Genomic DNA, 11,820 nt, shown 5'->3' on the forward strand with positions numbered 1-11,820 from the left:
GGGCCGAAGGTCCCAGACAGGGATTCGACGTAACCGAAGCGGTTACGCTACCGTATTTTCGTCATTGAACGAGGTAGGAGTCACCGACCATGGCAGCAGTCATCCTTTACGGGACCGAGACCGGCACGGCGGAACTCGTCGCCGATGCGATCGCCGATGTGCTCGCAGCCGACTTCGACCCGTCGATCTACGATATGACCGACTTCGCCGCCGAGGACCTGGACCCCGAGGACTTCCTCGTCGTGGTCTGCTCGACGTACGGCGAGGGCGAGCTCCCGTCCGGCGCCCTGCCGTTCGCCGATGAGCTCGACGACGTCAAGCCTGACCTGGCGGGGATGCGTTTCGCTGTGTTCGGGATGGGTGACAGCGTGTACGACGACACCTTCAACCGCGGCGGCGAGATCATGGCAGAGATGCTGTCCAAGCTCGGTGCCACGCAGGTCGGAGAGCATTTCCGTCACGATGCCAGCTCGACCATCAAGCCCGCCGCCGCCGGCGCCGATTGGGCCGAAGGCCTCAAAGCCGTCATCGCCGAGGGCTGATCGGCCCCGCCGCATTCAGGCCTGCACCGCGCGACGAGACTTCTCGTCGCGCGGTTTCGTATCCGAGACCGGATCGTGCCGAACGGCCGAATGCTGCGCGAGTTTGACCACCGCGACCGCAGCCACCAGCAGAATCGCCGTCAGCAGGATCGACTTTCCCACCCCGACCCGCAGGTTCTCCCCCAGCAGGATCACCCCCAGCGCCATCGAGACGGCCGGTTCCATCACATTCATCGCCGGGAACGACGTCTGGATGTCACCGGCGCCGAATGCCCGTTGCTGCGCCAGCACCGCCAGCGCGATCACGATGGCCAGCAGGTAGACGTCGGCGTGCAGCAGGACCTCGGTCGGGGCGTGGATGATGTGCAACGCCACCGACTTGATCAGCAGCGCCGCGATACCGAACAGGGCACCGGAGGCGATGCCGTAACACAGCGCCTTGGTGTGTGCGGTGCGACAGCGTTCGGCCAGCACCACCATTCCGATCAGACCCACGATCAGCACGGTCACGGTGATCGCCAGCAGCACCGGAGAGGCTCGCCGCTCCGACGGCACCGGCCGGGCGATCAGCAGGAACGTGACGACCGCGCCGACCAGCACCGCGCCCCACACCCAGTCCATGGTGGAGGGACGACGATGATCGATCTTGGCCTCCAGCGGCAGCGCGAACAGCACCGCCAGGACCACCAGCGGCTGGACCAACAGGATCGAGCCGAGGCCGAGCGCATACGCCTGGAAGCCGAAGCCGACCACTGCGATCGCTGCACCGAACCACCAGCCCTTGGCGATCGCACCGCTGCGCTGGGATGCCTTCTGCCGCAGAACCGTGCCGGTCGCGATCAGGGCAGCGGCCAGCACGGCAAGCAGAGCCGGTACCCACGTGTGCATCCCCTCCAGGCTATCGGGCCGGAGCGCCGCGATCTTCCCCAATGCCTCCGGTCTTGCTCACAGTGCGGGCGGGTTCGGCCGGGCCGGTCCGCCCGCAGCGCGCTTCGCGATACGGTCGAAGGGTGATCCTCCGCGACCCCGAGCCCGAAGACCTTCCGTATCTTCGCCGCTGTGTGACGCTCGCCAGACACGCCGTCGAGGTGGGCGACGAACCGTTCGGGTCGTGCCTGGTGCTCGAGGGCAACACCTTGTTCGAGGACTTCAACCATGTCTCCGGCGGAGACCACACCCGGCACCCGGAGTTCGCGATCGCCCGCTGGGCCGCCAAGAACCTGACGTCCGAGCAGCGCCGAGCCGCGGTGGTCTACACCTCCGGCGAACACTGCCCGATGTGCGCGGCCGCGCACGCCTGGGTGGGACTGGGCCGGATCGTGTACGCCGCCAGTTCCATCCAGCTGCTGCAGTGGCGCCGGGAGTGGCATCTGCCCGATCCGCCGGTGGCCCCACTGCCGATCAACGCCGTCGCCCCGGGTGTCATCGTCTCCGGGCCGGCCCCCGAGCTGGCCGATGAGATCCGGCTGCTGCACGCCCAGTCCGCCGGCATCGATCCACTGCCCTGAGCTGTCCTTTCCCGCAATCTCACGGCTCGACCCCCGACAGCTCCTGGACGTCGCCGTGTCTACCGTGCGCCTCACCCCTTTTGTCGGCTGTCCGGTTTACCGTCGGGACATGGACTATCGCACTCAGCTCGAAAGCCTCACCACGCTGTCAGCCGATGAGATCGCCCAGGCATGCGCTGGTGAGCGCCTCGGCGCCCTCGTCACGCATTGCTATGACGAGTACCTGGAGCTCCGCGAGCTTGCCGAGGAGACTCGCGACAGCGATGCCTCCGAGCAGCACGACTTCTACCTGCAGGAGGCGGCCGCCTGGCGCGACACCGCCCGAGTGCTGCGCGACATGAGCACCCGGCAGGCCGCCGACACAGCGATGCGTTCGGCATGAAACGAGCACCGCGCACGCTGGTCCTGCTGCGTCACGGCAAGTCCGCCTACCCGCCCGGGGTTCCCGATCACGATCGTCCCCTCAACGACCGCGGCCGACGCCAGGCCGCGCTGGCCGGACAGTGGCTGGACGACGACGACATCGACGTCGACTCGGTCATCTGCTCCACCGCCGAACGCACGCGGCAGACCCTCGACCGCACCGGGATCGATGTCGCCACGATCTACACCGACGACATCTACGAGAACACCCCGGAGAACATCCTCGAGGCGATCCGCACCTATGCACCCGAGGACGCCAAAACCCTGCTGATCGTCGGCCACTTCCCCGGCCTGCCCGGCACCATCTTGCTGCTCGACGGCGACGCCGAGATCGACAGTTTCCCCACCTCGGCGTACGCGGTTCTAGACATCGGTGTCGCATGGGACCGCATCGGGCTCGACGTCGACCCGGCTGCACGCCTGCGCGAGCTGCGGATCCCCCGCTGACCCGCGAATCTCCCGCCGACCGACCCTGAGTCGCCCCGGATCGGTCAGCGTGTCCCCAACAGTCAGCGCCCTGACGCACGCGAGGGCGGCAGCCGCTGGTGCGACTGCCGCCCTTGCGTGTTCTCACTGTCACTGCACCAGGACTGCGCCTTCGTTCGACTGCGACTGGATACCTGCCGGGCCAGATCCCGTCGGTGACGCCGGAGGCACCGACACCGGCGCCCCCGTCACACCATCCTCTTCGACCGTCTCTTCGCTGACCGTGTCCTGGTTGAGGCTGAGATCAGTAGTCGGATCGCCTTCGGGAGATGACTGCTCCGGGCCGGCCGCCGGCTCGGTTACCGGCGTCGGATCGGGATCCTGGGTCCCGTCCTGCGTCGACGACGTCAGGTTCGAGCGCAGGTCGGCCAGCCCATCCTTGGCTTTCTGACCAGCCTTCGCCGCAGCGCCGGTCACCGAGGCGGTCAGTCCCTCGACGCCGCCGGTGGACTGCTCGATCAGCGAACCGATCTGCTTGAGGTCGTCGTCGATGGTCACGGTCTTCCGATAGTCGCGGAACATGCCCAGGAAGTCGAAGTTCGACGGACTGGTCAGCGTTCCGAAACCGAAGGGGTTATCGACGGTGATCACACCGATCTTCGGCAGGAGGCCACGGTCGGCGTCCGCGGCGATCTTCTTGATCTGCGGCAGGCTCAGGTAGTTCGGCCGGTCGGCGCCGTTGACCGTGGCCGCCGGGAACAGCACGACGGTGTGGCCGAGCCATTCGATCGTGATCGGCTCACGCAGCCCGTAATCGCTGGTCAGATAAGCTGCGGTGATCGTGTCCGTCACCGGCTGCAGGCTCGTGGTGTAAGTCGGGTTGCCGTCGTCGTCGAGCACCGCTTCGCCCGCCCCGTCGACGATCGGGGTCTTGACCTCCTCCATCTTGACGCGGGTCTTCGGCTGGCCGGTCTCGGGATCGAGGACCGGGTTTCCGTCGTCGTCGAGGACCGTTTCGAGGACGTATCGGGTCTGCACGTCTTGGGTGAAGCGGACGAAGTCCTTAGCGAATTTGAGCCTGCCGTCCTCGGAGGTGAGGTTGTCCATCAGCGTGTCCATGAACGGCGTGGTCTCCGAACCGCCGAGCATGCCGAACTGCTTGAGCAGCGCGTCGTTGCCGAACACCAGCGAACTGAGGTCGGTCAGTCCGTACTGGGTCTGCCGGCTGACAGGAGTGTTGCCCCCGGGGTTGTCCGGGTCGGCGAGGGTGACCTCCCGCAGGTCCTGATAGAAGTCGAAGGTGCCCAGATAGTTGCTGCAACTGCCCAGGCCCTCGGCCACTGCGCTGGCCTGGATGCCGTAGCAACTGACCTCCTTGAGTCCCGGCAGCTGTAGCCCCTCGATCTGATCGACCAGCGCCGCGCCTTCTTCACCGGCCAGATCGAGTGCGCCGGACTTCTTCAGATTCGTGAAGTCCAGTTCCTTCCCGAACCAGGTCAGCTTGATCTGATCGGTGTCCATGTTGAGCGCGGTCGCCACACCCAGTTGCGAGGTAGCAGTGGAGGTTCGGCCGTGATCGGCGCCCGCCAGCGCGACGCCCGGCAAACCGAAGAGCGTATTGGCTTCTGCGGTGGCGTTGCCGCCGCGCATCGCCAGTGCGACCTTGAGGCCGTCGCCCTTGACCGTCGCCCCACCCTTGGGTCCCAGGTCGGCCAGGGCGGGTAGTTCGACCGGATGGTTGTAGCTGTCGAACTTCTCGCCGGTCAGGTATTCGACCATCTTCAGTGCGTCGCGGCGCTTGTCGTAATGCTTGTCTTCGGTGACTTCGCCCGACTTGAGTTTGACCTTTCCCGTCGCCGTTTTCGTCTTCCCGAAAAGATCCTTGTACGTCTTCGTCGGACACGTGTCGCCGGGATCGGAGACTTCATGGTTCTTTACGCCGAAAACGTTGGCGGTCGTGCCGTAGTCACACTCCCACTTTCGAGAATCTTCGTACACACGATCCAGATTCGCGTGCTCGCGGATCTGGTCGTAGCTGCTGTAGTTGCCGACTGCGAACGGGTCGATGCGCCCGTAGCCGAGTCCGTTGGCAATGCTCTTGGTGGTGTCGCTACCCAGCGCCAGACCGCTGAGTAGTTGGATCATGTTCTTCTCACCGAGATTGATACTGCCGAAACCGCCGCCCAACTTGATTTCGCCGAGGTCAACCTTCTGACTCTCCATCAGCCCACCGATCTCGATGCTGTCGGGCAGCACCACGGCCACGCCCATGCCACCGGTGGACTGGCTGCAGTCGGCCACCGCCACCGGCGGGTTCTCCGCGTCGATGACCGGCGTGGATCCATCGGGGTTCTGGCAGACCTCGATGAAGTCCTTGACCATCTCGTTTTCGAGCAGCCCCGTGATGGCGCCCAGGTCCCCCAGGCCACCCAGGAGATCACCCTCGTCGGCATGAGCCGCACCGGCGCCACCAAGCAGTCCGGCTCCGAGCGCCACGACCGCCCCGGCAGCAACGGCCGTCTGCAACGACCTTTGTCCCCGCCGGTATTCCTTCATCGCCCGCCGGCGTGCCGCCCGGTTTCCGCGTCGCTGATCCACAGATTCCTCCATAGGTTGGTGTGGCTGCTGGTTACTAGATCTGATCGGAACCGGACAGAGCCTCATTAGCCTTCCTCGCGGAATTCGCCCGTTCAGAGGAATACCTGCGAATCCGATGTCAAACCGTGAGGAACGTGACTTGAGCCACCCTGTAGACGGCTGAATCAGCGAACGGGGACTCAAAAGACGAACCGCACCGGACCAAGTCGCTGGTCCGGTGCGGTTCCACTTGTGTGACGTCGTCAACCGCCGATCAGCGCCGCACCGACCGGCTCGCCCTGTCCACTCTGTACCGGCTCTGATGGAGCAGCCGGGGCAGTCTGGGGCTGCGACGGCACGCTCGGGACCTCGGCGGATTCGGTCGGAACCGAAACGGTCGGATCCGGTGTCACCGCCGAGCTCTCCGGCACGGCCGGGGAGCCCGGCTCCACGGTGGCCTCCGGCTCGGCCGGCTGCGACGGTACGACAGGGTCGTCCTCGACCGTCGGCGACGAGGGCGCAGTCGTGCTGGACGGAGCCGACTGCGTGGTTGACGGAGCCGACGACGAAGCCGGGTCCTGCGTCTGCGCGGGAGCGCTCGGCCGGCCTTGCATCAACGGGGACATTTCCGGATCAGTGGAGCCGGTGCCTTCGGTCTCCGGCCCGGTATCGCCGGCCTCGATTCCGTCGTCTTCGCCGATCTCCGGGTCGACCGGGTCGATCGGCAGTTCCGGCGACTTCGGCTTCTTCAGTCCAAGCTGCTCGAACAGCCCATCGGTGAGCCGCTCGGATCCGGGGAAGACCATCGGGCCCACCAGCTTGTCGAGCATCTTCAGATCGTCGTCGAGGGTGATCGACTTCTTGAAGGCCTTCGCCGTACCGAAGATGTCCCACGGCTTGTCGAAGCTCCAGGTGCCCAGCCCGAGCGGGTTGTCCCACTGGACCAGGTTGATCTTCGGCAGGAGCCCGGCGTTCGCATCCCCGACGATCTTGGAGATCTGCGGTGCGCCGATCAGGTTGGGCCGGGTGCTGCCGTCGTTCAGTTCGACGGCCGGGAAGAACACGATCTGGTGGCCGAGCCACTCGATCACCAGCGGCTCACGCAGACTGTAGTCACTGGTCAGCCAGTGGGCGGTGACGGTCTTGGCCACCACCGGATCCCACAGCAGGTTTCCGTTCTCGTCCTTGGCCTGCTCCATCTTCTGAACCATGACCGGAGCCTTCTTGGTCAGGCCTTCCAGTGAAGCCTCATCGGTCTCGTCGACGCCGGTGACGATCTGCCCGTCCGCATCCATCCAGACGTAGTCTGTGTCGGCCTCGGTGGCGTCACGGTAGACGGTCTTACCGTCGGCGTCCGTCTGCTCCACCATGACCGGCTTCTTGAAGTAGCGCGTCTTCTCCTGGTACATGGGATTGTTGTCGGCGTCGACCTGCGGAACCTGCTGGGTCACCGTGACCATCTTCGGCGACGCACCGGCTGGCGGGACCCCGTCTTCGTCAGCGGTGACATCAGCACCGTCCAACGTCCACAGCAGGTTGCCGTCATCGTCGGTGGCCTGGACTTCGACCTCTTCAGTCGTCATCAGCGGTTCATTCGAGAGGTACGTCTCCCACGCATCCTCGGTGACACCCACCATGCGCGCGGTCACATTGTTCTTCATCCGCGGCGTTCGCGCGTCGACCATCATCGGGTCGGTCTGCTCAGCGTCGTTCCACAGCAGTTCCCCAGTCTCCGGGTCCTTCGCCTGCTCCTGTTTGTTCACCAGCTCCATCTTCGGCTCGGCACCTTCAGGCACCTCGTCGCCGCTGGCGACTGACACTTCCTCATCCCCGACCAGCCAGAGAAGATGACCGTCCTCGTTCGTCGCCTGCTGCTCGACGTAGACCGGGTCCCACAACAGATTGCCGTCGGCGTCAGTGGCTTGAATCTTCTCGAACGTCGTCTCGATGTTCTTGGTGTAGCGAATGAAGTCCTTGCCCATCTTGAAGCGACGGTCCTCGTCGAGTGCGGCCGTCAGCAAGCTGGCGATCGCCGGGTTGGACAGCATCGCCCCCAGATCCATGTCACCCCCGCCGGACAGCATCGGCAGGAAGCTCTTGAGGAGAGCGTCATTGCCGAAGATCAGGGAGGTGATGTCCATGATTCCCTGCGACTCCTGTCGACTGACCGAGTCACCGGTGAAGGTGTCAGTGCCATCGGAGACCGGGCGCAGATCCTTGTAGGTGTCGAAGGTACCCAGGAAGTTGCTGCAGCTCCCGAACGACTCGGCCGTTGCCTTCGCATTGACGCCGTAACAGAAGACCTCCTTGAGGGCCGGAATCTGGCCGTTGAGACCCTCAAGCATCGACAGCATGCCAGCCATCTCATCGGCCTCTTCGCCCAACGCTTCCTTCGCGATTTCCGCTTGCAGAAGGGGAAGCAGGTTTGAGAAATCCACATCCTGACCAAACCAGGTGAAGCGGATGTCGTTCAGGTCCATATCGGCGGCGATCGCGATGCCGTACTGAGCGTAGGCGTGTGCGAGCCGGCCCTTATCTGCCCCTGCGAGCGCGACTGCGAATTCGTTTCCCGTCTGTGCGATGGCCGTGCCGTTACGCATCGACAGCGCGATGTTGATGCCGTCGCCCTCGATGACCGACCTTCCCTTCGGGCCCGTCAGCGGCGGCAGATTATGCGGCTTCGTGTAGTCGTAGGTCTGACCGGTGAGGAATTCGGCGACCTTCAGCGCATCGGCACGCCGCTGCAGATTCTGGTCCACTTCGCGGTACTTCCAACCACCGATACATGCCCCAAACACGACGCTCCCCGGGCAGTAGCGCTCCTCGACCATCAGCGGCTCCAGCGCTGCGTCCTCGATGATCTTGTTGTAGATGTCGGTTTCATAGTCGCCGTACTTGCTGAACATCCGCGGATCGATGCCGACACCGTAGTCCTTCTCGGCGATCGACTTGACGTTGTTGCCGAGGATGTCGTTGCCCTCGAAGATCAGACCGCTGGCCAGATTAAGCAGATTCTGCTGGCCCATCGGGAGAGTGACAACCTTGATCCATCCGAGAAGCGGATCGTAGACATCGACGTCGGGCCCCAGATCGATCACCATGGTGTTGCCGAGTTGTCCCACCTCGAAACGATCGGGTAGCACCAGTGCCAGACCGGTGCCGTTCGAGTTCTGACAGGACGCGATGGCATTGGGCGGGAGCGTCCCGGTCGTGGTGTCTTCCGGATCCCACTGGGTTCCGGCACTCGGATTTCCGTTGGCCAGTCCGCCGGTGCGACACATCTCAACGAACTGGGTGATCATCTCGTTGTCGAGCAGAGCCCCGATGTCCATCTCGGACAGGTTCAGCCCCGGCGGCGCAGGCTCTTCGGCCAGCGCCACCCCCGTCCCGCCGGCCATACCCGCACCCAGGACCATCGCAGCGCCGACGGCGACCAGCCGCGTCCACCATGTTCGCGATTCCCGTGTGTCCGCGCGGCCCTGGGCCCTCGCCAATCGTCGTCGTTCCGCACGATTCGGTCGCCTGAAATCATCGGGCTTCATGATCTGCCACTCCTCTGTGTCAAATCCCCCTTGAGACATAGATCCCACATGCAACTAACTGGATCGACCTGAATCGCGTTTTCATGCCAGAATATGGCACAAAAACTAGTAAGCGCTTACTTTGCGTGTTTTCCGGGCTGCTTCCGGCTACAGCCCCGTGCTGCGTCGTGGATGTGAACGCCGCCTTCGACGCTTCGCTCCGACGTCTAGACGACAGAGGCGCATTCGCGACCTTCGGTCTCCGTTCGCGGCGCTCGTCGCGTTTTCGCGGCCGCTGGCTCCAACCGCGGCCTTCGCCGGAGCCGCGCGCGGACTGGGTGCGGCGTTTGCCGAACGAACGCCGCGTCGGGACAGCGGGCTTCGCCGGCGCTCACGGTGACCGTCGCCGAATCGTTGCCCGACAGGCTTGGTCCGGCCACGCGCTCGGCCCTAGGGTCGAAGGATCATGACTTCGGCTACCCGCATGCGGATCGTGTCCCTGTTCCTGGCCGCGCTGATGGCGCTGGCCGGACTGCTCCTGGCACCGGCCGGTGACGCCGCCGCCCGGGTGGTCGACGTCGCGGAGCTCACCCCGCGGATCTCGTTGATCTCGTTCTACTCCCCAGCGATGAACCGAGTGGTCCGCAGCCACGTCCTGCATCCACCCGGCCGGCCGGCCTACCCAGCTTCTACCTGCTGCCCGGCGCGGGCGGCGCCGAGGACGGGATCAGCTGGTACAACCACGGCGGTGTGAAGAAGTTCTTCGCCGGCAAGCGCGTCAACGTGGTCCTGCCGATGGGCGGACGTTTCTCGATGATGACCGACTGGCAGCATCGCGACCCGATCCTCGGCCGGAATCAATGGCAGACCTTCTACACGCGTGAACTCCCCCAGGCCATCGACGCCACGTTCGCCACCAGCGGCGTCAACGCGCTGGGTGGCGTGTCGATGTCGGCCGGGCCCGCACTGGATCTGGCGATCCAGGCACCACGCCGCTTCCGCGCGGTGGCCGCCTACAGCGGCTGACCCGGGACGACGGATCCGCTCGGTCGTGCCGCCGCGACGGCGATTCCGATGCGCGGCGGCGGCAACCCCTTCAACATGTGGGGCGACTACGCGAATCCGGCCTGGGTGCGGCACGATCCGGTGGTCAACGCCGGCAAGCTGCGCGGTAAGACGATCTTCCTGTCGGCCGGTTCGGGACTGCCGGGCCCCATCGACGGAGGACCGCTGGAGATCCTCGGCGGCATGTTCGGCGGCAACTTCGTCGAAGCGTACTCGCTGGCCTGCACCAGGGCGATGTCGCACCGGCTGCATTCGCTCGGTATCGCTCACCGCTTCCAGACCCGGTCCGACGGCACGCACAGCTGGGGTCTGTTCTCGGCAGATATGCGGGCGTCGTGGCCGATGATCGCGCGGGCGATCGGGGCACGGTAGCCGGCCCACGGGCCTGCTGGCGGGAACTACTCAAGGTGACAGTGCCGCCGGTCGTGTGACATGCGGCGGTCGTCAGAAGTCGCCGGGCACGTGGATTCCGCGGGACCGTAGCCGCACGCCGAGCCGGGGGATCATCGTGCCGGAACGCAGGTCGTCCCACATCGCCCGGACCACTTCCAGCCCCAGTTCCCGCAGGCCGTCCTCGCGCCGTTTCTCGGCGACCACCACATCGGCCGGCGTCTGGCCCGGCCGCAACCACTGTGCGCCGTACTTGCTCTCGCCGTCGAACTCCAAGACCACCTGACCCTCGAAATCGTGATCGACTTCGGCGGCGGTGCCGTCGTTCAGGCGGTAGCGCTTCTGCAGAACCGGGACCGGGAAACCGGCGGCGATGATCTGCGCCCGGCACCACGATTCACCGGGATTGGCGGCCAGGCCGCTGGCATACCGCAGCGCCACCCGTGCTCGTGCGACGCCGGTGCGGGCGACCTCCAGTTGCTGACGCAGGCGATCCGGATCGGCCCCGTGCCGCAGCGCCGAGTCGAAGACGGCCAGCGCCGGCGCGAACGACCGGGCAGTCAATGCGATGTCGACGGCGGTGCGCTCCAGCCCTGTGACCGATACGCCATGCAGGACCGTCACATCGTCATCGTTCAGCTTCCCGGTGTGGATGACGATCCGCCTGCCTTTGAGGCGGCCGCCGGCCGCCTTTCCATTGGTGAAATGCACTCGGGTTCGTTCGGTGTCGAGGACCTCGAGTCGGTGAATCGACGCCGCCGACTGGTGACTGAGCACGCGAATGGGCGGGTCGTCCCCATCGCTGCGCACGGCGGCCAGACACCGTGCCCGATAGGTGAGTTCTCGCTGGAGGTAGTCGGCCTTGCCGGTGAGTCCGGCGGCGTCGATGTACACCCCACGCCCCACCGCCAGAAGGGCGCCGCCGGCGACTGCGGCATCGAACTCGCGGGCGGTGACCCCGGTCTCGAGAACCTTCTTGCGGCGGAGCAGTCCGTTTTCATCAGAGGTCCACATACCTTGGACGCACGGGCCTGCGTTCTGGTTCCCCCGTTGCGCGGTCGGCGTGTCCACAGTGGTGCGGTCCAATGCGCTCGGCCGACGACGACGCGCAGCGATTGGGACGGGTACCGGTTGCCTCGCCCCGGGCACGCGGCGTTCGTTCGGTAAGCGCGGCACTCATTCTGTGAACGCGGCTTTCCTACCGCAAACGCGGCGCTGGTTGCGCATCCGCGGCGTTCAGTCCGAACGCGGCCCCGGCGGAGGCCGCGGTCGTAGCCGGAGGGCGCGAACGCCCGACGAGCGCCGCGAACAGGAATCGAGGGCCGCGTACGTCAGACCTGAGCCGTGAACACCGGGCAGAGGCTGCGA

General features: G+C 65.4%; 11 protein-coding genes. 7 read left to right on the top strand and 4 right to left on the bottom strand.

Annotated elements, in window-relative coordinates; genetic code table 11:
• The first annotated feature begins 89 nt into the window (after window positions 1-89).
• A complete protein-coding gene (locus GOHSU_RS03565) occupies window positions 90-542 on the top strand; it encodes a flavodoxin domain-containing protein (RefSeq protein WP_005936930.1) in 453 nt (150 codons plus the stop codon).
• Window positions 543-557: 15 nt separating this feature from the next.
• Here GOHSU_RS03565 and GOHSU_RS03570 read toward each other — a convergent pair whose 3' ends face one another.
• The gene (locus tag GOHSU_RS03570; RefSeq protein WP_024332764.1) at window positions 558-1,430 is read right to left on the bottom strand and encodes a DMT family transporter; all 873 of its coding nucleotides are present in this window, start codon (window positions 1,428-1,430) and stop codon (window positions 558-560) included.
• A 122-nt stretch (window positions 1,431-1,552) separates the two neighbouring features.
• Between GOHSU_RS03570 and GOHSU_RS03575 the strand changes: the two genes are divergently transcribed.
• The 3 genes from GOHSU_RS03575 (at window position 1,553) to GOHSU_RS03585 (ending at window position 2,920) form a co-directional block, all read left to right on the top strand.
• Window positions 1,553-2,050, top strand: a complete 498-nt coding sequence (locus GOHSU_RS03575; RefSeq protein WP_005936932.1) for a nucleoside deaminase — start codon at window positions 1,553-1,555, stop codon at window positions 2,048-2,050.
• Window positions 2,051-2,159: 109 nt separating this feature from the next.
• Window positions 2,160-2,432 (top strand): hypothetical protein, encoded by a 273-nt coding sequence (locus GOHSU_RS03580; protein ID WP_024332765.1) that lies wholly within the window; start codon window positions 2,160-2,162, stop codon window positions 2,430-2,432.
• A complete protein-coding gene (locus GOHSU_RS03585) occupies window positions 2,429-2,920 on the top strand; it encodes a SixA phosphatase family protein (RefSeq protein ID WP_005936935.1) in 492 nt (163 codons plus the stop codon). The genes GOHSU_RS03580 and GOHSU_RS03585 overlap by 4 nt, the downstream gene beginning before the upstream one ends.
• Window positions 2,921-3,049: 129 nt before the next feature.
• On the opposite strand, the gene GOHSU_RS03590 is transcribed toward GOHSU_RS03585, so the two are convergent.
• Together GOHSU_RS03590 and GOHSU_RS03595 are read right to left on the bottom strand one after the other, a co-directional pair.
• Window positions 3,050-5,680: a hypothetical protein gene (locus tag GOHSU_RS03590; RefSeq protein WP_162138707.1), complete on the bottom strand. Its 2,631-nt coding sequence runs from the start codon at window positions 5,678-5,680 to the stop codon at window positions 3,050-3,052.
• Between the two features lie 59 nt (window positions 5,681-5,739).
• A complete protein-coding gene (locus GOHSU_RS03595) occupies window positions 5,740-9,018 on the bottom strand; it encodes a hypothetical protein (protein WP_155820915.1) in 3,279 nt (1,092 codons plus the stop codon).
• A 445-nt stretch (window positions 9,019-9,463) separates the two neighbouring features.
• Between GOHSU_RS03595 and GOHSU_RS17145 the strand changes: the two genes are divergently transcribed.
• Genes GOHSU_RS17145 through GOHSU_RS17155 form a run of 3 tightly spaced genes read left to right on the top strand, consistent with a single transcriptional unit; the run spans window position 9,464 to window position 10,434 of the window.
• Complete coding sequence (locus GOHSU_RS17145; protein WP_005936942.1) at window positions 9,464-9,751, top strand: hypothetical protein; 288 nt, start codon at window positions 9,464-9,466, stop codon at window positions 9,749-9,751.
• On the top strand, window positions 9,724-10,023 hold the full coding sequence (locus GOHSU_RS17150; protein ID WP_245551675.1) for an alpha/beta hydrolase-fold protein: 300 nt from the start codon (window positions 9,724-9,726) through the stop codon (window positions 10,021-10,023). Before GOHSU_RS17145 ends, GOHSU_RS17150 begins: the two co-directional genes overlap by 28 nt.
• 48 nt (window positions 10,024-10,071) lie before the next feature.
• Complete coding sequence (locus tag GOHSU_RS17155; RefSeq protein WP_005936946.1) at window positions 10,072-10,434, top strand: alpha/beta hydrolase; 363 nt, start codon at window positions 10,072-10,074, stop codon at window positions 10,432-10,434.
• Between the two features lie 72 nt (window positions 10,435-10,506).
• On the opposite strand, the gene GOHSU_RS03605 is transcribed toward GOHSU_RS17155, so the two are convergent.
• Window positions 10,507-11,466, bottom strand: coding sequence for a type IV toxin-antitoxin system AbiEi family antitoxin (locus tag GOHSU_RS03605; RefSeq protein WP_024332767.1), 960 nt, complete (start codon window positions 11,464-11,466; stop codon window positions 10,507-10,509).
• Window positions 11,467-11,820: the final 354 nt, after the last annotated feature.

The organism is Gordonia hirsuta DSM 44140 = NBRC 16056 (assembly GCF_000333015.1).
Lineage (GTDB): Bacteria > Actinomycetota > Actinomycetes > Mycobacteriales > Mycobacteriaceae > Gordonia > Gordonia hirsuta.

Coding starts and splice junctions, on each gene's coding strand:
- GOHSU_RS03580 (WP_024332765.1), top strand. CDS start 2,160: ATGGACTATCGCACTCAGCTCGAAAGCCTCACCACGCTGTCAGCCGAT.
- GOHSU_RS03570 (WP_024332764.1), bottom strand. CDS start 1,430: ATGCACACGTGGGTACCGGCTCTGCTTGCCGTGCTGGCCGCTGCCCTG.
- GOHSU_RS03565 (WP_005936930.1), top strand. CDS start 90: ATGGCAGCAGTCATCCTTTACGGGACCGAGACCGGCACGGCGGAACTC.
- GOHSU_RS03605 (WP_024332767.1), bottom strand. CDS start 11,466: ATGTGGACCTCTGATGAAAACGGACTGCTCCGCCGCAAGAAGGTTCTC.
- GOHSU_RS03595 (WP_155820915.1), bottom strand. CDS start 9,018: ATGAAGCCCGATGATTTCAGGCGACCGAATCGTGCGGAACGACGACGA.
- GOHSU_RS03585 (WP_005936935.1), top strand. CDS start 2,429: ATGAAACGAGCACCGCGCACGCTGGTCCTGCTGCGTCACGGCAAGTCC.
- GOHSU_RS17145 (WP_005936942.1), top strand. CDS start 9,464: ATGACTTCGGCTACCCGCATGCGGATCGTGTCCCTGTTCCTGGCCGCG.
- GOHSU_RS17155 (WP_005936946.1), top strand. CDS start 10,072: ATGCGCGGCGGCGGCAACCCCTTCAACATGTGGGGCGACTACGCGAAT.